Origin of the sequence: Streptomyces fractus (assembly GCF_049844455.1) — a bacterium.
Lineage (GTDB): Bacteria > Actinomycetota > Actinomycetes > Streptomycetales > Streptomycetaceae > Streptomyces > Streptomyces fractus.
The window spans coordinates 2721685-2741001 of the sequence record NZ_JBMYHI010000002.1 but is presented as its reverse complement, the minus strand read 5'-3'; the positions used below and the strand labels follow the sequence as shown (position 1 = coordinate 2741001).

Here is a 19317-nt window from a genome sequence, read left to right as displayed (position 1 = left end):
GTCGTCTGTCGGTGCCCGGCCCTACCCTTGCGGCATGGAGACCCCGTCGGACCGGCATGCGTACCCCGCCCACTGGGAGGCCGACGTGGTGCTGCGCGACGGCGGCACCGCACGGATCAGGCCCATCACCACCGCCGACGCCGAGCACCTGACCAGCTTCTACGAGCAGGTCTCGGACGAGTCGAAGTACTACCGCTTCTTCGCGCCCTACCCCCGCCTGTCCGCCAAGGATGTGCACCGCTTCACCCATCACGACTACGTGGACCGGGTCGGTCTCGCCGTCACGGTGGGCGGCGAGTTCATCGCCACGGTGCGCTACGACCGGATCAACGCGCAGGGCATGGCGGCGACCGCGCCCGCCGACGAGGCGGAGGTCGCGTTCCTCGTGCAGGACGCCCACCAGGGCCGCGGCGTCGCCTCCGCCCTCCTCGAGCACATCGCGGCCGTCGCCCGTGAGCGCGGCATCCGCCGGTTCGCCGCCGAGGTGCTGCCCGCCAACAGCAAGATGATCAAGGTGTTCCGGGACGCCGGATACACGCAGAAGCGCAGCTTCGAGGACGGCGTCGTCCGCCTGGAGTTCGACATCGAGCCCACGGAGGCATCGCTCGCGGTGCAGCACGCGCGCGAGCAGCGCGCCGAGGCCCGCTCCGTGCAGCGCCTGCTCGCCCCCGGCTCCGTCGCCGTGATCGGAGTGGGGCGTGCGGCCGGAGGGGTGGGCCGCAGCGTTCTCGACAACCTGAAGGACGCCGGTTTCACCGGTCGGCTGTACGCGGTGAACCAGGCGTTCGGGGACGACGTCACAGAGGTCGACGGCGTGCCCGCCCACCGCTCCGTACGCGACATCGACCCGGCCGCCCCGGTCGACCTGGCCGTCGTCGCCGTGCCCGCCCCGGACGTCCCCGAGGTCGTCGCCGAGTGCGGCGAGCGCGGCGTGCAGGGCCTCGTCGTGGTCTCCGCCGGCTACGCCGAGAGCGGGGACGAGGGCCGCGAGCGCCAGCGCGCCCTGGTCCGCCAGGCCCGCAGCTACGGGATGCGCATCGTCGGGCCCAACGCCTTCGGGGTCATCAACACGTCACCGGGAGTACGGCTCAACGCCTCGCTCGCCCCCGAGATGCCGCGCCCCGGGCGCATCGGCCTGTTCGCCCAGTCCGGCGCCATCGGCATCGCGCTCCTGTCCCGCCTGCACCGCAGGGGCGGGGGCGTCACCGGGGCAAGCGGTGTCTCCACGTTCGTCTCCGCGGGCAACCGCGCGGACGTCTCCGGGAACGACGTCCTTCAGTACTGGTACGACGACGCGGACACCGACGTCGCCCTCATGTACCTCGAATCGATCGGCAACCCCCGCAAGTTCACCCGCCTCGCCCGCCGCACCGCCGCCGCCAAGCCCCTGGTCGTCGTACAGGGCGCCCGGCACAGCGGCATCGCCCCCACGGGGCACGCGGTGCGGGCCACCCGCCTCCCGTACGCCACGGTCTCCGCGCTGCTGCGCCAGGCGGGGGTCATCCGGGTCGACACGATCACCGAACTCGTCGACACCGGGCTTCTGTTGGCCCGCCAGCCGCTGCCCGAGGGGCCGCGCGTCGCCATCCTGGGCAACTCGGAATCGCTCGGCCTCCTCACGTACGACGTGTGCCTCTCCGAAGGACTGCGGCCCAAGCCGCCGCTGGACCTGACGACCGCCGCGTCCGCCGCCGACTTCCGCGCCGCGCTGGAGCAGGCACTGGCCGACGAGAAGACGGACGCCGTGGTGGTCACCGCGATCCCCGCCGTGGGGGAGGGCCCCTCGGAGGACGCGGAACTCGCGGCCGCCCTGAGCGCGGCAGCCGCCACCGGGCCCACGAAGCCGGTGCTCGTCGTCCACGTCGAGCTCGGCGGCCTCGCGGAAGCACTCTCCGCCGCGGCCAGCACGGGGCCCAACGCGCCCGACGCCCTGCCCCAGCGCTCCGGCCCCGAGCCCTCCGAGAGGCCCGACGCCCCCGAAGACACCCCGCCGCCCGTGGACCGCGCCCCGCGCCTCATTCCCGCCTACCCGGCCGCCGAGCGCGCCGTCCGTGCGCTCTCCCAGGTGTCCAAGTACGCCCAGTGGCGACGCGACGCCGCCGCGCCCGGCAAGGTGCCCGGCTACGACGCCATCGACGAGCAGGGAGCCGCCGAGCTCATCACGGAACTGCTCGCCAAGGAGGGCGACCCGCGAGGCGCCGACCTCGCCCCGGAGGACGCCCGCGCCCTGCTGTCCCGCTACGGCATCGACGTGCGCAGCACGCTGCCGGCGCCCGGCCCGGACGAGGCAGCGGCGGCGGCGCACACGCTCGGCTACCCGGTGGCCCTGAAGACGACAGCCCCGCATCTGCGGCACCGCCCCGACCTCGGCGGCGTACGCCTGGACCTGTCCGGCGAGGGAGAGCTGCGGCGCGCCTACGAGGACCTGACCCGGCGGCTCGGCAAGCCTGCCGAACTCCGGCCGGTCGTGCAGTCGATGGCGCCGCGCGGAGTCGACACCGTCGTACGCGCCGTCATAGACCCGGCCGCGGGCGCCGTGCTCTCCTTCGGGCTCGCCGGTGCCGCCTCCGAGCTGCTCGGTGACACCGCGCACCGGCTGATCCCGGTGACCGACAAGGACGCGCAGGCGATCGTGCGCTCGATCAAGACGTCCCCGATCCTGTTCGGCTGGCGCGGCGCGGCCCCGGTGGACACCCCCGCGCTGGAGGAGCTGTTGCAGCGGGTGTCGCTCCTGGTCGACGACCACCCCGAGGTCGTCGGCATCGCCCTCGAACCGGTCGTGGTGGCGGAGCGCGGACTGACCGTCCTCGGCGCCTCGGTCCGGCTCGCGCCGCCGCCCGCCCGCGACGACCTCGGCCCGCGCACCCTGCCCGCCGCGTACTGAACCACCTCGCACGAGGCCCTCACGCAGAGTTATCCACAGGGGCACCGACAGCCTCTTTGCGGGCCGTAGGATGGACCACATGGCCAAGACCAGTACGACGACCCAAGGGCTGCGAGCGGCGATCGAGCGCAGCGGCTACTACCCGGCTCTCGTGGCCGAGGCGGTGGAGGCCGCGGTCGGCGGCGAGCCGATCTCGTCGTATCTCGTGCACCAGGAGACCACGTTCGATGCGAACGAGGTGCGTCGTCATGTCACCGTCCTGGTCCTGACCGACAGCCGCTTCATCGTCAGCCACACCGACGAGCAGGCGGCCGACAGCACGTCCCCGACGTCGTACGCGACGACGTCGACGGAGTCCGTGCAGATCGGCCGGATCTCGTCGGTCGTGCTCAGCCGCGTCGTAGCCAACCCGGAGAAGTACGTCCCGGGTTCGCTGCCCCGCGAGGTCGTGCTCACCATCGGCTGGGGCGCCGTGTCCCGCATCGACCTGGAGCCCGCGACCTGCGGCGACCCCAACTGCGAGGCGGACCACGGATACACGGGCAACACGACCGCGGACGACCTGAGCCTGCGCGTCAGCGAGGCCGGGGACGGCCCGGAGACCGTGCGCCAGGCCCTCACCTTCGCCCAGTCCCTCTCCGAGGCCATCGCGGACGCGGGCCACCGATGACCCAGGCCGCCTGGGACGACGTAGAGCCGCTGCCCGTCCACTCCGCTCCCGTCCCGGCGTACGGCACCGGATCCCTCGCCGATCTGCTGCCCACCATCGGCGCCCACCTGGGCGTGCCCGGCTGCACCGCCGGCATCTCCGAGTTGCAGCCCGTCGACCGCGCCTGCGTGTTCCTGATCGACGGTCTGGGCTGGGAGCAGCTCAGGGCGCATCCGAACGAGGCCCCGTTCCTCAGCTCGCTCATATCGTCCTCGCGCGGCGGCACCGGCCGGCCGATCACGGCGGGCTACCCGGCGACCACCGCCACCTCCCTCGCCTCCGTGGGTACCGGCCTGCCCCCCGGCGCGCACGGCCTGCCCGGCTACACCGTGCGCAACCCGGAAACCGGCGAGCTGATGAACCAGCTCCGCTGGAACCCGTGGACGAAGCCGCAGGCCTGGCAGCCGTACCCGACGATCTTCCAGCGGGCCCACGAGGCGGGCGTGCGCACGGCCCAGGTGTCCGCGCCGCACTTCGAGTCGACACCCCTCACCAAGATCGCCCTCAGCGGTGGCACGTTCTACGGCCGCCTCTCCGGCGAGGACCGCATGGATCTGGCCGCCGAGCAGTTGGCCGCGGGCGACCGGTCGCTGGTCTACACGTACTACAGCGAGGTCGACGGCAAGGGGCACCGCTTCGGCGTCGACTCCGACCCCTGGCGCGGCCAGCTCATGTACGTCGACCGCCTCGCGCAGCGCCTCGCCGAGCAACTGCCGCCGCGCAGCGCCCTGTACGTCACCGCCGACCACGGCATGGTCGACATCGCCTTCGACGAGCAGTCCCGCATCGACTTCGACGAGGACTGGGAACTGGGCGCGGGCGTCGCCCTGTTGGGCGGCGAGGGCCGCGCCCGCCATGTGTACGCGGTGCCGGGCGCGGCGGGCGACGTGCTCACGGTGTGGCGCGAGGTGCTCGGCGAGCAGTTCTGGGTCGCCTCGCGCGAAGAGGCGATCGCGGCCGGCTGGTTCGGCCCGCAGGTTGATCAACGCGTGTACGACCGGCTCGGCGACGTCATCGCCGCCGCCCGTGACGACGTGGTCCTCATCGCCTCGCGCAGCGAGCCGAAGGAATCCCTGATGGTCGGCAATCACGGCTCGATGACCCCAGCGGAGCAGCTCGTACCGCTGTTGGAAGTACGGTCCTGACCCCTCCGGCCCCGCCTGCCACTTCGGCAACCCCCTCACGTCACGCGAAAGGTGCTCAACTTCCCATGCCCGAGCTGGTGTTCTTCTCCGGAACGATGGACTGTGGGAAGTCGACCCTCGCTCTGCAGATCGAGCACAACCGCTCGGCGCGCGGCCTCCAGGGCCTCATCTTCACCCGCGACGACCGGGCGGGGGAGGGCAAGCTCTCCTCACGCCTCGGCCTGGTCACGGACGCCGTGGAGGTCGCGGACGACCTGGACGTGTACGCGTACGTGGTCGAGCATCTGTCGCACGGCGGCAGGGTCGACTACCTGATCGCGGACGAGGCGCAGTTCCTCGCGCCCGGGCAGATCGACCAGCTCGCCCGCGTCGTCGATGAGCTGGAACTGGACGTCTTCGCGTTCGGCATCACGACCGACTTCCGCTCCAAGCTGTTCCCCGGGTCGCAGCGCCTGGTCGAACTCGCCGACCGCGTAGAGGTGTTGCAGGTCGAGGCGCTGTGCTGGTGCGGCGCCCGCGCCACCCACAACGCTCGTACGGTCAACGGCGCGATGGTCGTCGAAGGCGCCCAGGTGGTCGTCGGCGACGTGAACCACATGGCGGACGAGATCGGCTACGAGGTGCTGTGCCGGCGGCATCATCGGCGGCGAATGACGAGCGCCACAGCACACGCGGCGGCGCTCTCCCCGGACGTGCTGCCGGTCGGAACGGCCTGAGCGGACCAGCCTGAGCGGAACGCGGAACGCGGAACGCGGGACACGGGAAGCAGCCCGCCTACGCGGCCGGTGACGCCACCACCGAGAACTCCGCGCCCTCCGGGTCCGCCACCGTGGCCACCCGCCCGTGTGAACCCTCGCGGGCGGCGGACACCACGTGGCCGCCCAGGTCGGCGACCCGTTCCACGGCCTCGTCCACGTCGCCGACCTTGAAGTACGTCATCCAGTGCGGGCCCTGATCGCGGGGCAGCGCGTGGCCGACGCCGTGCACGGACGCCACGGGGTGGCCCTCCAGGTGCAGGGTCAGGAAGTCGAAGTCGGCGGAGACGACGGCCTCTTCGGTGTATCCGAAGACCGCCTGGTAGAACTTCACGACGCTCGCGGTCTCCCGCGTCACCAGCTCGTTCCACGCCATCGCGCCCGGCACCGCGGTCACCGCCGAGCCCACGTGCTCGGCGGCCTGCCAGATCCCGAACACCGCGCCCGCCGGGTCGGACCCGATCGCCATTCGGCCGGCCTCCCCGGCGTCCAGCGGGCCGACGCCCACCGTGCCGCCGCAGTGCCGCACCGTCTCGGCCGTCGCGTCCACGTCGTCCGAGGCCATGTAGGGGGTCCAGGCGATCGGCAGCTGGCGGTCGGGAGGCAGCTGACCGATCCCGGCGACCTCCTTGCCGTCGAGCAGCGCCCGCACGTACGGGCCGAGCTGCTGGGGGCCGGGACTGAACTCCCAGCCGAACAGAGCCCCGTAGAACTCCTGGGTCGCGGCCATGCCGTGCACCATCAGGCTCACCCAGCAAGGGGTGCCCGGTGCGCGCCGGGCTGCTGCCTCGCTCATCGTCACTCTCTCCTCGGAACGGAACCCTCGGAACCCTCGGGGCCCTCGGCTCGGGATCCCACATGTCAGATGGCGCCAGTGCTGATGGTGGCACTCCGTGCCGCGCGGCGCTCTTCGGCCGCGCCGAAACCATCGGACTCCCCGCTGAGGATGCCCGAAACGGTGTTGCGCTTGCGTTTCGGCGCCACGACCCTGCCATGTCCGGTCAATAGACGCTCGGTAGTCGATCGAGCACGCTATACGACCAGGAGCGCTCGGGCCAGAGCATGAGCAAGGATGGGCTCATGAATGCCATCATCTCCGCATCCGAACTCGCGAGCGAGTTGGCGGGCGAGCGGCCCCCCGTGCTTCTCGACGTCCGCTGGCAGCTCAGCCTCGGCAAGGCCGCGGGAGCGCCCGCGTTCGACGGCCGCGCCGAGTACGCGGCGGGCCATGTGCCGGGCGCCGTCTACATCGATCTCGATACGGAACTCGCCGGTCACGCCGGACCCGGGGAGGGCCGACACCCCCTGCCCGAGCTGTCCGCATTCGGCGCGGCGATGCGCGCCGCCGGCGTGTCGGCGGACCGTGACGTCGTCGTATACGACGGTGGTCAGGGCTGGGCCGCGGCGCGCGCCTGGTGGCTGTTGCGCTGGACGGGTCACCCGTCCGTGCGGGTACTCGACGGCGGGATCGCCGCCTGGGACGGCCCCCTGGAGACCGCGCCCCCCACGCCGCGGCCGGGCACCTTCGAGCCTGCACCCGGTGCCACAGGACTGCTCGACGCGGACGCCGCCGCGGCCCTCGCCCGCTCCGGTCTGCTCCTGGACGCCCGCGCCGCCGAGCGCTACCGCGGGGACGTGGAGCCCATCGACCGCGTCGGCGGCCACATCCCCGGCGCGGTGTCCGCCCCGACCACCGAGAACGTCGGCGACGACGGCCGCTTCCGCCCGGCCGCCGAACTCGCCGAGCGCTTCAAGTCCCTTGGTGCGAACGGTGATTCGGGTCAGGTCGGCGTCTACTGCGGCTCGGGCGTCTCGGCCGCGCACGAGATCCTGGCGCTCGCCGTGGCGGGCATCGACGCCCAGTTGTACGTCGGTTCCTGGTCCGAGTGGTCCGCCGACGAGGCGCGCCCGGTGGCCACGGGACCGGATCCGCAGTAGCCGCCGCTACGCGCAGAAGGGGCCCGCGCCGACTGAACGGCGCGGGCCCCTTCTGCGTACAAGAGCTTGCTACAGCCACAGCCAGTGGTGCTGTTGGTGCTGGAGGTGGTTACTCCTGCTTCTTGCGGCGCGTACCGAAGACGATCTCGTCCCAACTCGGCACGGCGGCGCGGCGACCGGGGCGCACGCCGTCGGCCTCCGCCTGGCGGTCGGTGGTGCCGGTGAGGCGGTCACGGTGGCCGGCGACGGCACGCGGCATCAGGATGTCCGCGTACGCCGATCCGGCCCCGGCCGACGCCGCGGGCGCCGCCGGTTCCTCCACCTCGGCGGCCGCGGGCGGCTCGGGCTCCTCCTGCGGCGGCTCGGGGGCCACTGCGGGGCGCTCGGGCACCGCGAGGTCGCCGCGGTAGCTGGGCACGGCCTCCAGGAGGCTCGTCAGCGAGTCGCGCTCCGGCGGGGCGGACGCGGACGCGGTGATCGCCGGCAGGTCGGTCTCCTCGGGCTCCGGCTCCGCGGGCGGCGCCGGCCGCTCGAGCTGCCGGTCCAGGGCGCGGTCGAGGGGACGGTCCCTGGGCAGCCGGGCGATGCGCGGCACGAACGGGAACGTGGGTTCGGGTGTACCGATGTCGTCGGACTCGCCGATCAGCGAGCGCGCCTCGTCATCGACGGCCTGGACGAGCCTGCGGGGCGGGTCGTACGTCCAGCTCGCCGAGTGCGGTTCGCCCGCGACCCGGTAGACGAGCAGGACTTCCCACGTGCCGTCGTCCCGGCGCCACGAGTCCCACTGCACCGAATCCTTGTCGGCGCCGCGCAGTACGAGGCGCTCCTGCACCGCCTCGCCCAGCTGAGGTCCGGCGTTCTCGCCGGGGCGGCGCACGGGGGTCTTCCTGGCGCGCTCGGCCATGAACGCGCGCTCCGCGAGCACGGGGCCCTCGAAGCGGCGCACCCGGTCGACCGGGATGCCGGCGAACTGCGCGACCTCCTCGGCGGTCGCGCCTGCCCGTATACGCGCCTGAATGTCGCGCGGGCGGAGGTGGCTCTCCACCTCGATCTCGATCTGGCCGAGGCGCGGACGGTCGCCACGTACGGCGGCCCGGAGGCGCTCGTCGATCGGCAGCGTGTACTCCGTGCTGTCCGCAGCCTTCAGCACCAGCCGTGTGCCGTCGTTAGAGACGGCCACGACACGCAGTTCGGGCATGGGGACCTCCCGGGTGGTGCCTGCCGACGTCACGTGCGTCGCTGCTTCCGCTAGTCGAGTGTGGCCTGCCCGGGTGCAGCCTGCCACAACCTTGCCGAGTTGCCCGGCGTGTCGGGCATGGGCCCGGGGTCGCCGTTATGGCACGGTTACCTATTCGCAACGCTAAGTGACGGACTCCGTCACCCTGTGCAGCGAACCCCCTCCCCACGGTCCTGGCAGGACCCGAGCACCCTGGCGGGAGACCGGACCCAGGGCTCGCAACAGTACTCCATTCGGGCCACTTGCGTGGATCGGCACGCCGCCGAAGTTCTCTCGAGGGACGGGAGTTGGGGCCGCTGCCCCACGATCCTTGCGGGTGATGTGTGGAGCCCGCGTGTTCTGCTTCACGAAATCTCCGGAACCGGAACTGATTCTTCCTCCGATACGTCCTTTCTCGTGTGGCCTAGGGAGTTCGCTTACTCTTGAGAGCTTCGCCGGGGCATGGGTGGTTTTGTCGAGAAAGGCAGGCAAGTTCCAACGATGGGCAAGAAGCCGGAGATATCCGAGGACATATCCGAGGACAGGGAGGAAGCGCCCAAGGGCAAGCGGCTGGATCTGAGCGTCGCGCAGGTGGCGGGCAGTGCGGTCGCCGCCGTCGTGGCCGCGAAGCTGGCCTCCGGCCTCGGTGTCTACGGGACGATCCTCGGCGCCGGCGTGGTCAGCGCCCTCGCCACCTGTGGCGGCACGCTCTTCCAGCACTTCTTCAGGCGCACCGGTGAGCAGATACGCGACGTCCGGGTGGTGAAGCCGAAGACCCGTCAAGTGCCGGTGACGGCCCAGGGCACGCCCGTGCCTCGTACGTTCCGCTCGGACTCCTCGATGGACGCCACGCGTTCCATGGTCACGGGCACCGAGCCGCCCGCGGCGAAGCCCGCCGTGACGGCGGTGCCGACGACCACGACCTGGGGGATGTCGCGGACTCGGGCCGCGGACGCCGACGACGCGACGGCGCTGCCGCAGGTCTCCGCGATGGAACAGGCCACCGCCATGGAGCGGATCTCCGTCACTCCCACCGAGGGGACCCAGCTGCTCGACACGGGCGCCGTGGCCGACCTGCTGCCCGACGAGGACGACGGGGGCGGCGAGGACACCGACAAGACCCAGTTGATCGACCCCGAGAAGACCCAGTTGATCAGGCCCGAGGCGATCGACGAGGCCACGCGGATGCTGCGCGTTCCGGACGGTGAGGATGCCGACGGCACAGCGGGCCTCGACGACGAGTTCACCGAGGGCACCGTGCACCGTTCGAGCGTCAAGAGCTGGAAGCGGCCGCTGATCGCCGCGGCGCTCGTGTTCGGCGTCACCATGGGCGGCATCACGACGTACGAACTGGTGTCGGGCCACACCTTCGGTGGTGGCGGCGGCACCACCATCGGCGACGCCTTCAAGGGGCGCAATTCCTCGTCCGGCGGCGACACCACCCCGGACACCACCCAGACGCCGTCCGACGGCGGCGGCACCGGCTCGGACACCGGAACGCAGCAGAACGAGGACTCCGGCACCACCGCCCCGGACCCGAGCGCCACCTCGACGACGGGCCACACCGGCGGCTCCGACAGCGGCTCGGACTCCGGTTCGGACAGCGGGTCCTCCGACTCGGGCTCCGATTCGGGCTCGGACAGCGGTTCGGACAGTGGCTCGGACTCCGGTTCGGACTCGGGTTCCGACAGCGGCTCGGACTCCGGTTCGGACAGCGGTGACACCAACCCGACGTCCGCGCCCTCGCAGGGCTCGGACGTCCAGCAGCAGTCGGAGTGACCCGACGCACGCCCCTCGAGGGCTGCCGGGTCAGTCGCCGAGGACCCGCCGCAGATAGGCGTTGCCGAACACGCGGTCCGGGTCCAGGCGGTCGCGCAACGCCGTGAACTCGCCGAAGCGCGGGTACGCGCGCGTGAAGTACTCCGCGTCGCGCGTGTGCATCTTGCCCCAGTGCGGGCGCCCCTCGTGGGCGGTGAGGATCTGCTCGGCCGCCGTGAAGTACCGGTGGTATGGCGTCCCCTTGTACATGTGCACGGCTACGTAGGCGGAGTCGCGGTCGGAGGCCGTGGACAGCGCGATGTCGTCGGCCGGGGCGGTGCGGACCTCGACGGGGAAGCTGATCCGCAGGCGTGAGCGGTCGACCATGGACTTCAGTTCGCGCAACGTGTCCACGAGGGCCGCGCGCGGAACCGCGTACTCCATCTCCACGAAGCGCACGCGGCGCGGCGATGTGAAGACCTTGTAGGGGATGTCCGTGTACGTCCGGGAGGACAGCGCCCGGCTGGAGACCTTGGCGATCGTCGGGATCGTGGCGGGCACGGCGCGGCCGACCGAATTGACCACCTGGAACAGGCCGTTGGAGAGCAGCTCGTCCTCGACGAAGCCGCTGAGCCTCGGGACGGGGGCCTCCGGGCCTGCGCTGCGGTTGTTGCGCTTGGTGTTGCAGCTGCCCGTGTGCGGGAACCAGTAGAACTCGAAGTGCTCGTTCTCGGCGTGCAGCTCCTCGAAGTCCGTGAGCACCCGGTCGAGGGGCATCGGCTCCTCGCGCGCGGAGAGCAAAAAGATCGGCTCCACGGCGAAGGTGATCGCCGTGACGATGCCGAGGGCGCCGAGTCCGACGCGGGCGGCCGCGAAGACCTCGGGGTTCTCCTTCTCGGAGCAGGTGAGGAGTTCCCCGCTCGCGGTGACCAGCTCAAGTCCCTTGATCTGGGCGGCGATCGACGCGGAGTCACGGCCCGTGCCGTGCGTGCCGGTGCTGGTGGCGCCGGAGACCGTCTGCTCCATGATGTCGCCCATGTTCGTGAGCGACAGGCCCTCGCGGGCCAAGGCCATGTTGAGTCGCTTGAGTGGGGTACCGGCCTCGACCGTGACGGTCCCGTTCGCACGGTCAATGCTGCGGATTCCGGTCAACAGTTGAGGGCGTATCAACACTCCGTCGGTCGCAGCCGCGGCCGTGAAGGAGTGGCCAGAGCCGACGGCCTTCACCTTCAGGCCGTCCTCCGCGGCACGTCGCACCGCGGCGGTCAGCTCCTCGACGGACGCCGGCGTCACCTCGCGCACGGGGCGTGCCGTGACGTTCCCCGCCCAGTTACGCCAGGCTTCGCTGCTCTTCCGCTTGCCCGTCCGCGTGCCCGGCGCGCCCGTCTGTGCCCTGCTCATCGGTGCTTCCTCCCCGCTGCGGAACCGGCCGCTTCAGCCGGCGATAGCCCAGGAGCCCGACAAGGACCGCGACGGCGCCGGAAACCCCCGGCACCGCGTACCCGGCATCCGCCCCGGCCGCGTCGATCACCCAGCCGGCCACGGAGGAGCCGAGCGCGACACCGACAGAGAGTCCGGTACTCACCCAGGTCATGCCCTCGGTCAGCTTCGCGCGTGGTACGTGCTGCTCGACGAGGGCCATCGTCGTGATCATCGTCGGTGCGACGGACAGGCCCGCGACGAAGAGCGCCACGGCCAGGAGTGGCAGGTTCCCGACCAGTTGGAGGGGGATCATACTCACGGCCATCGTGACGACACCCACCAGCCACCTGGGAGCGGGCGCTCCCTTGAAGTGCAACAGGCCGAACAGGGCGCCCGCGAGGCAGGAGCCGGCCGCGTAGACGGCGAGCACCACGCTGGCCATCGACTTGTGGCCGAGGTCCTCGGCGTAGGCCACCGTGACGACGTCGATCGACCCGAAGATCGCCCCCGTCGCCACGAAGGTCGCCACCAGAACCTGCAAGCCACGCGCGCGGAGCGCCGATCCACGGGTGTGCTGCGCGCGCGGGTGCGGCACCGGTTCCGTGGCCCGCTGCGACGTCAGCCAGAAGACGCCGACCGCGAGGAAGCCGCCCGCCAGAAGCGGCCCCGCCTCCGGGAACCACGCCGTGGACAGGCCGATCGAGATGATCGGCCCGAAGACGAAGCACACCTCGTCAAGGACCGACTCGAAGGAGTACGCGGTGTGCAGCTGCCGCGGGACGTCCCCGTACAGGGCCGCCCACCGTGACCGGATCATCGAGCCGACGCTCGGGACGCAGCCGACGAGCGCCGCGCACGCGAAGAGCGTCCAGTCCGGTGCCGCGTACTTCGCGCACAGCAGGAGACCGGTGACGGCGACGAGCGAGACGAGAGTGGCGGGCCGGAGCACCCGGCGCTGGCCGTGCCGGTCGACGAGGCGGGAGATCTGCGGCCCGATCAGCGCGGCGGACAGCGCCACCGTCGCGGACAGGGCCCCCGCGAGCCCGTAGCGCCCGGTCAGCTGGGAGACCATCGTGACGATGCCGATGCCCATCATGGACAGGGGCATCCGACCGAGGAGCCCGGCCGCGGAGAAGCTCTTGGTTCCGGGCAGGGCGAAGATGGCGCGGTAGGGGCTGGACAACTCGACTCCGGTAAGGCGTAAAAGCGGTGGATACAGCTTACGCGCGCCACGACCGGGGCACACGCGGTTTTCCGCCTGTCAGTGCCGGGTGGCAGGATCGATGACATGCCAGACGCGCACGCTGCCAGCCCCGATGCCCGCCCCTACGACGCCCTGCTGCTGCTCTCGTTCGGCGGCCCCGAGGGCCCCGACGACGTCGTCCCGTTCCTGGAGAACGTGACGCGCGGCCGAGGCATCCCCAAGGAGCGGCTCAAAGAGGTCGGGCAGCACTACTTCCTGTTCGGCGGGGTCAGCCCGATCAACGACCAGAACAGGGCCCTGCTCGACGCCCTGCGCAAGGACTTCGCCGAGCACGGCCTGGAACTGCCGGTCTACTGGGGCAACCGGAACTGGGCGCCGTACCTGACGGACACGCTGCGCGAGATGGTCACCGACGGCCACCGCCGCATCCTCGTCCTCGCCACCAGCGCCTACGCCTCGTACTCCGGCTGCCGCCAGTACCGCGAGAACCTCGCGGAGTCGCTCGCCGCGCTGGAGGCCGAGGGCCTGGAGCTGCCGAGGATCGACAAGCTGCGGCACTACTTCAACCACCCCGGCTTCGTACGCCCCATGGTCGAAGGCGTCCTGAAGTCCCTCGCCGACCTCCCCGAGGACGTGCGCGCCGGCGCCCACATCGCCTTCACCACGCACTCCATCCCGACCGCCGCGGCCGACACCTCCGGGCGCCCCGAGGAGCACGGGGACGGGGGCGCGTACGTGAAGCAGCACCTGGACGTCGCGCGGCTCATCGCGGACACGGTGCGCGAGGAGACCGGCGTCGACCACCCCTGGCAGCTCGTCTACCAGTCGCGTTCCGGCGCCCCGCACATCCCGTGGCTGGAGCCCGACATCTGCGACCACCTGGAGGAGCGCCACGCGGCGGGCGTCCCGGCCGTCGTCATGGCGCCCATCGGCTTCGTCTCCGACCACATGGAGGTCCTCTACGACCTCGACACAGAGGCCGAGGCGAAGGCCGCGGAGCTGGGCCTTCCGGTGCGCCGCTCCGCCACCGTGGGAGCCGACCCGCGCTTCGCCGCCGCCGTACGGGAGTTGGCCCTGGAGCGGGCCGCCACCGAGAGCGGCAGGAACGTCACACCTTGCGCCCTGGGCGCCCTGGGTGCGAGCCACAACCTGTGTCCCGTGGGCTGCTGCCCCGCGCGCACGCCCAAGCCGGCCGCCGCCGGCGCCGACAGCCCGTACGCGTAAGGACAGTGACGTGACCGACCCCAAGACCACCGAGGCCGACCACACCGCCGGCGACCTGGCGTCCCTCAAGGCGGAACTGCTCGAGATCGCCCTGGAGGCGGCGGCCCGGGCCGGTGTGTTCCTGCGCGACGGCCGGCCCGAGGACCTCGGCGTCGCCGCCACGAAGACGAGCGCCGTCGATGTCGTCACCGAGATGGACATCGCCTCCGAGAAGCTGATCACGGACTACCTGGCCGAGCGCCGCCCCGACGACGGGGTGCTCGGCGAGGAGGGCTCCTCCTCGGAGGGCACCAGCGGCGTCCAGTGGGTGATCGACCCCATCGACGGCACCGTCAACTACCTTTACGGGCGCCCCGATTGGTCCGTCTCCATCGCGGCCCGCAAGGACGGCGAGACGCTCGTCGGCGTCGTCGCCGCCCCGATGCGCGCCGAGACCTACCGCGCCGTCCTCGGCGGGGGCGCCTTCGTGAACGACCGCCCCGCGCACACGCGCGTGGCGCCGCCCCTGGAGCAGGCCCTCGTCGGTACCGGCTTCGGCTACCTGGAGGCGCGCCGCGCCCGCCAGGCCGAGGTCCTGGGGCACCTGGTGCCGCGCGTGCGCGACATCCGGCGCGGCGGCTCCGCCGCCATCGACCTGTGCGACGTGGCGCTCGGCCGTCTCGACGCCTACTACGAACGCGGCCTGAACCCCTGGGACTTCGCGGCCGGCGACCTCATCGCGCGCGAGGCCGGCGCCCTCACCGGCGGCCGCCCCGGGGAGCCCCTCTCGCCGGAGCTGACGATCGCGGCGCCCCCCGGCGTCTTCGAGCCGCTTCAGAACTGGCTGGAAGAACTCGGCGCCTGGCGCGACTGAGCGTCCCGGCTCACGGCACGCGGGCTCACGGCAGACGGGCTCACGGCTCACGAGCTCACGACATACGAAAGGGCCCCGGCGCCCGCCTGGGTCAACCAGGCGCCGGGGCCCTCGTACGTGCGTCAGACGCTCGAGGCGTGAACCTCCACGCCGTGCTCGGCGGCGAGGCGGTGGAGGTCGTCCAGCTCGCCCTGCTCGACCTCGGCAAGGAAGTCGTCACCTGTCTCGCGCGCCCGCGTCAGGTCGGTCTCGGCCGCCCTAATGCGCTGCAGAAGTCCTGCGGTGAATGCGTCCATGGTTGCGCCCCCTCGTCCTGGGTCGTGGGTCGATGGCACGGGGGTGTGCCCTAGGAAGGGGCGATCACGTCCCGAGGCGTCCCTGGCGGAGGGCGGTCTCGACAGCGGCTCGTGGCATGCCACATACAAAGCGTGATCGCGGATGTACAGCCGTCCTCCCCAACGTCCCTTCCGCAGAAACCTCGACCCACGCAGAAAATCCCGCATTCCCCGGGTCGCCCGTCCGTCTTACAGCCGGTTTATGGCCGAAAGGGGCAGGATGGTGGCCACAGCCCAAGACCTGACCTGCCCGCGTGCCCGAGAAACGCGCCGGTGGGCGACCAGAGGAAGGACAAGCGACGTGCGCGTACTCGTCGTCGAGGACGAGCAACTGCTCGCCGATGCGGTGGCCACCGGACTCCGCCGGGAGGCCATGGCCGTCGACGTCGTGTACGACGGTGCGGCCGCCCTGGAGCGCATCGGCGTCAACGACTATGACGTGGTCGTCCTGGACCGCGATCTCCCGCTCGTGCACGGCGACGACGTCGCCCGCAAGCTCGTCGAGCTGGGCATGCCCACTCGCATCCTCATGCTGACCGCCTCCGGCGACGTCAGCGATCGCGTGGAGGGCCTGGAGATCGGGGCGGACGACTACCTCCCCAAGCCCTTCGCGTTCAGCGAGCTGACGGCCCGCGTACGGGCCCTCGGGCGGCGTACGAGCATGCCGCTGCCGCCCGTGCTGGAGCGCGCCGGGATCAAGCTGGACCCGAACCGCCGCGAGGTGTTCCGGGACGGCAAGGAGATCCAGCTCGCCCCCAAGGAGTTCGCCGTCCTGGAGGTGCTGCTGCGCAGCGAGGGCGCCGTCGTCTCGGCCGAGCAGCTCCTGGAGAAGGCCTGGGACGAGAACACGGACCCGTTCACGAACGTCGTGCGGGTCACCGTGATGACCCTGCGCCGCAAGCTGGGCGAGCCCGCCGTCATCGTCACCGTGCCCGGCTCTGGCTACCGGATCTGATCCCTAGATGGCCGCCGCACCCGCGCCACCCTCCCCGGCGCCACCGAAGCCCACCTGGAAGCCCGGGACGAAGGCGGAGCCGCCCTTCCCTTGGCTCCGCCCGACCATCCGGATACGGCTCACGCTGCTGTACGGCGGCATGTTCCTCATCGCGGGCATCCTGCTGCTCTCGATCATCTACCTACTGGCCGCGCAGGCCCTCGATGTGGGCGGCGATCTGCCGTTCAAGGTCACCGACGGGCACGTCATCAGCGCCAGCTGCAATTTCCCGCCGGGGAACATCTCGGCGAGCGAGCTGAACAATCTGATGAACGACTGCGTCAACAAGCAGCGTCAGCACGCCCTCGACGTGCTCCTCAGCCGCTCCCTGATGGCCCTGATGGGCCTCGCCGTCATCGCCTTCGCCTTCGGCTACGCCATGGCGGGCCGCGTCCTGTCCCCGCTCGGCCGGATCACCCGCACCGCTCGCCGGGTCGCCGGCACGGACCTGACGCGCCGCATCGAGCTGGACGGTCCGGACGACGAGCTGAAGGAGCTTTCGGACACCTTCGACGAGATGCTGGACCGCCTGGAGCGCGCCTTCACGGCGCAGCAGCGCTTCGTCGGCAACGCCTCCCATGAGCTGCGTACACCGCTCGCGATCAACCGCACCCTCCTGGAGGTGCACCTCTCCGATCCGGGCGCCCCCGTGGAGCTCCAGCAGCTCGGCAAGACGCTGCTCGCCACGAACGAGCGCAGTGAGCAGCTCGTGGAGGGCCTGCTGCTGCTCGCCCGCAGCGACAACCAGATCGTCGAGCGCAAGCCCGTGGACCTGGCGGAGGTCGCCTCGCGGGCGATCGACCAGGCCAGGGCCGAGGCCGACGAGAAGGGCGTGGAGATCCGCGGAGAGTGCAAGGAAGCGGTGATCCAGGGCAACGGCGTGCTCCTGGAGCGCATCGCCCTGAACCTCGTACAGAACGCCGTCCGCTACAACATCCCCGAAGGGGGATGGGTCGAGGTGGACACCGAGGCACAGCACGGCCAGGCGGTCCTGGTGGTCGCGAACACGGGCCCGGTGGTCCCTGCGTACGAGATCGACAACCTCTTCGAACCGTTCAGGCGGTTGCGTACCGAGCGCACCGGCAGCGACAAGGGCGTGGGCCTCGGGCTCTCCATCGCACGGTCCGTCGCGCGCGCCCATGGCGGTCGTATCACGGCCGAGCCGCGCGAGGGGGGTGGGCTCGTGATGCGGGTCACCCTGCCGATCTAGGCCGGTTCGACGTGCGTCCGGCCCATGGATCTGACATGCTTCCGCCGACGCGCTGGGAAGTTCGCTTTTGGCTGAATTTTCCGGACCTGCGCCGGAGATCGCCGTGTGTGATCGATCACATGGGTATTTTTTCGGCCGTCCACTCTCCGTGATCGCAAAAGCCGTGTGAAAGCCGGGAAAGTCCGGGTTTTCGGGCGCCTTGATCACGGGAAGTACACGGGGTGGCGCCCGTGCAGTGCGTCAATCGGACCGTGTACGGTCCCGTTCGCCACCCAAGACGATCACTCACGAGGGGTCCAGTTGGGTGTCGATTGAGTAACAGACCTTGATGTGAGGCAAAATCTCCGCCTCAGGTCGGGCACAAGTCCGGCCTCTCATGCGTTACGGCGCTTGAGACACCGCAGACACCCAGAGGGGGAGAGCGACATGGCAACGGATTACGACACCCCACGCAAGACCGATGACGACCTCAACGAAGACAGCATTGAGGAACTGAAGTCCCGGCGTAACGACAAGTCGGCTTCGAACGTCGACGTGGACGAGTTCGAGGCGGCGGAGGGCCTGGAGCTTCCGGGCGCCGACCTCTCGAACGAGGAACTGGCCGTCCGTGTCCTGCCCAAGCAGCAGGACGAGTTCACCTGCATGAGCTGCTTCCTGGTGCACCACCGCAGCCAGCTCGCGCGGGAGAAGAACGGGCAGCCCATCTGCCGCGACTGCGACTGAGGCAGGGTCGGGCATGACCAGCTCGACCCCGCCCTGGAAGCGCCGCTCCCGCGACAAGAAGGTCCGCGGGACGGCTCAAGGCCCGTCAGAGGCCGTGCGTGACGACGAGCGAGGCTCTTTCCCAGGAGCACCCGGTTCATCCGGTGCCCCCGGAGAAGACGCCTCGCTCGAATCGGCGGACGACCACGAGTCGACGGGCGACCTGCCGGTGGCACCGGCGGCCGACAGCGACGGTGCACGCAGAGGTGGCGCAGTCGCGAGAAGCGCCAGAACAGCCAGAACGGGGCTGGCCAAGGGCGGCGCGGCCGCCAAGGCCTCGATCGGCTATCTCGCCGATCGCATCATGGAGAACGCGCCGCGGGTTCCCGTGCGGGACCTGGCGACCCTCCGCAAGCAATTCCCCGGTCTCGACCCCGAACAGCTCGCGGACAAGCTGGTCACGGGCGCGGCCGCCGCGACATCCACCGTGGGCGCGGGAATCGGCGCCGCCGCGATGCTGCCCGTACCGCCCGCGATGCCGACCGAACTCGCCGCCGAAGTGACCGGTGTGGCCGCGATCGAGCTCAAACTGATCGCCGAGCTGCACGAGGTCTACGGACTACGGCCACCAGGGGCCCTGAAGGCCCGCAGCAGCGCCTATCTCACCGCGTGGACGGAAGAGCGCGGCATCGACGTCGCGAAGCCGACCACGGTCAACTCGGCGCTCGGCGTACAGATGAAGCGCGAGCTTCGACAGCAGATCATGAAGCGGATGGTGCGGAACCTTCCGAGCCTGACCCCGTTCATGATCGGCGCGGCCGTGGGGGCGTTCATGAACCGGCGCGACACCAGGAAACTGGCCGACCGGGTACGCCAGGACCTGCGCCGGCACCAGGTGCCCTGGGAGGCGCTGAACGAACTGCCGCCCCTGGAGGAGCCGCCCGACGCCCTGGAGATCGGGGCCTGAG

17 protein-coding genes are annotated in these 19317 nt (G+C 71.1%); 12 read left to right on the top strand and 5 right to left on the bottom strand.

What is annotated here, in order from left to right; genetic code table 11:
• Positions 1-34: 34 nt before the first annotated feature.
• The 4 genes from ACP4E5_RS14155 (at position 35) to ACP4E5_RS14140 (ending at position 5454) form a co-directional block, all read left to right on the top strand.
• Complete coding sequence (locus tag ACP4E5_RS14155) at positions 35-2884, top strand: bifunctional acetate--CoA ligase family protein/GNAT family N-acetyltransferase (RefSeq protein WP_425828587.1); 2850 nt, start codon at positions 35-37, stop codon at positions 2882-2884.
• 70 nt (positions 2885-2954) lie between these two features.
• On the top strand, positions 2955-3554 hold the full coding sequence (locus ACP4E5_RS14150) for a DUF5998 family protein (protein WP_425828585.1): 600 nt from the start codon (positions 2955-2957) through the stop codon (positions 3552-3554).
• Positions 3551-4738: an alkaline phosphatase family protein gene (locus ACP4E5_RS14145; RefSeq protein WP_425828583.1), complete on the top strand. Its 1188-nt coding sequence runs from the start codon at positions 3551-3553 to the stop codon at positions 4736-4738. Before ACP4E5_RS14150 ends, ACP4E5_RS14145 begins: the two co-directional genes overlap by 4 nt.
• A 65-nt stretch (positions 4739-4803) precedes the next feature.
• On the top strand, positions 4804-5454 hold the full coding sequence (locus ACP4E5_RS14140; protein WP_425828581.1) for a thymidine kinase: 651 nt from the start codon (positions 4804-4806) through the stop codon (positions 5452-5454).
• 58 nt (positions 5455-5512) lie between these two features.
• Here ACP4E5_RS14140 and ACP4E5_RS14135 read toward each other — a convergent pair whose 3' ends face one another.
• Entirely contained in the window at positions 5513-6289 is a 777-nt protein-coding gene (locus ACP4E5_RS14135) for a VOC family protein (RefSeq protein ID WP_425828579.1), read from the bottom strand.
• Positions 6290-6573: 284 nt separating this feature from the next.
• Here ACP4E5_RS14135 and ACP4E5_RS14130 point away from each other — a divergent pair, with 284 nt between their 5' ends.
• Positions 6574-7431 (top strand): sulfurtransferase, encoded by an 858-nt coding sequence (locus tag ACP4E5_RS14130; RefSeq protein ID WP_425828577.1) that lies wholly within the window; start codon positions 6574-6576, stop codon positions 7429-7431.
• A gap of 109 nt (positions 7432-7540) precedes the next feature.
• Here ACP4E5_RS14130 and sepH read toward each other — a convergent pair whose 3' ends face one another.
• A complete protein-coding gene (sepH, locus tag ACP4E5_RS14125; protein ID WP_425828575.1) occupies positions 7541-8629 on the bottom strand; it encodes a septation protein SepH in 1089 nt (362 codons plus the stop codon).
• Positions 8630-9148: 519 nt separating this feature from the next.
• On the opposite strand from sepH, the gene ACP4E5_RS14120 reads away from it, so the two are divergent.
• Positions 9149-10426, top strand: a complete 1278-nt coding sequence (locus tag ACP4E5_RS14120; RefSeq protein ID WP_425828573.1) for a hypothetical protein — start codon at positions 9149-9151, stop codon at positions 10424-10426.
• 30 nt (positions 10427-10456) lie between these two features.
• On the opposite strand, the gene ACP4E5_RS14115 is transcribed toward ACP4E5_RS14120, so the two are convergent.
• Together ACP4E5_RS14115 and ACP4E5_RS14110 are read right to left on the bottom strand one after the other, a co-directional pair.
• Positions 10457-11806 (bottom strand): D-arabinono-1,4-lactone oxidase, encoded by a 1350-nt coding sequence (locus ACP4E5_RS14115; protein ID WP_425828571.1) that lies wholly within the window; start codon positions 11804-11806, stop codon positions 10457-10459.
• Positions 11736-13010, bottom strand: a complete 1275-nt coding sequence (locus ACP4E5_RS14110) for an MFS transporter (protein ID WP_425828569.1) — start codon at positions 13008-13010, stop codon at positions 11736-11738. The genes ACP4E5_RS14115 and ACP4E5_RS14110 overlap by 71 nt, the downstream gene beginning before the upstream one ends.
• Before the next feature lie 105 nt (positions 13011-13115).
• Here ACP4E5_RS14110 and ACP4E5_RS14105 point away from each other — a divergent pair, with 105 nt between their 5' ends.
• Both ACP4E5_RS14105 and ACP4E5_RS14100 read left to right on the top strand, forming a co-directional pair.
• The gene (locus ACP4E5_RS14105; RefSeq protein ID WP_425828567.1) at positions 13116-14255 is read left to right on the top strand and encodes a ferrochelatase; all 1140 of its coding nucleotides are present in this window, start codon (positions 13116-13118) and stop codon (positions 14253-14255) included.
• A 55-nt stretch (positions 14256-14310) separates the two neighbouring features.
• The gene (locus tag ACP4E5_RS14100) at positions 14311-15108 is read left to right on the top strand and encodes an inositol monophosphatase family protein (protein ID WP_425841315.1); all 798 of its coding nucleotides are present in this window, start codon (positions 14311-14313) and stop codon (positions 15106-15108) included.
• 122 nt (positions 15109-15230) lie between these two features.
• On the opposite strand, the gene ACP4E5_RS14095 is transcribed toward ACP4E5_RS14100, so the two are convergent.
• A complete protein-coding gene (locus tag ACP4E5_RS14095) occupies positions 15231-15404 on the bottom strand; it encodes a hypothetical protein (protein WP_425828565.1) in 174 nt (57 codons plus the stop codon).
• A gap of 340 nt (positions 15405-15744) precedes the next feature.
• Between ACP4E5_RS14095 and ACP4E5_RS14090 the strand changes: the two genes are divergently transcribed.
• From ACP4E5_RS14090 to ACP4E5_RS14075, 4 genes are all read left to right on the top strand, one after another.
• Positions 15745-16398 (top strand): response regulator transcription factor, encoded by a 654-nt coding sequence (locus ACP4E5_RS14090; RefSeq protein WP_266714992.1) that lies wholly within the window; start codon positions 15745-15747, stop codon positions 16396-16398.
• Positions 16399-16405: 7 nt separating this feature from the next.
• A complete protein-coding gene (locus tag ACP4E5_RS14085; RefSeq protein WP_425828563.1) occupies positions 16406-17647 on the top strand; it encodes a sensor histidine kinase in 1242 nt (413 codons plus the stop codon).
• Between the two features lie 426 nt (positions 17648-18073).
• Entirely contained in the window at positions 18074-18370 is a 297-nt protein-coding gene (locus tag ACP4E5_RS14080; RefSeq protein ID WP_018535993.1) for a DUF4193 domain-containing protein, read from the top strand.
• Positions 18371-18383: 13 nt separating this feature from the next.
• Positions 18384-19316, top strand: coding sequence for a hypothetical protein (locus tag ACP4E5_RS14075; protein ID WP_425828560.1), 933 nt, complete (start codon positions 18384-18386; stop codon positions 19314-19316).
• Position 19317 lies beyond the last annotated feature (1 nt).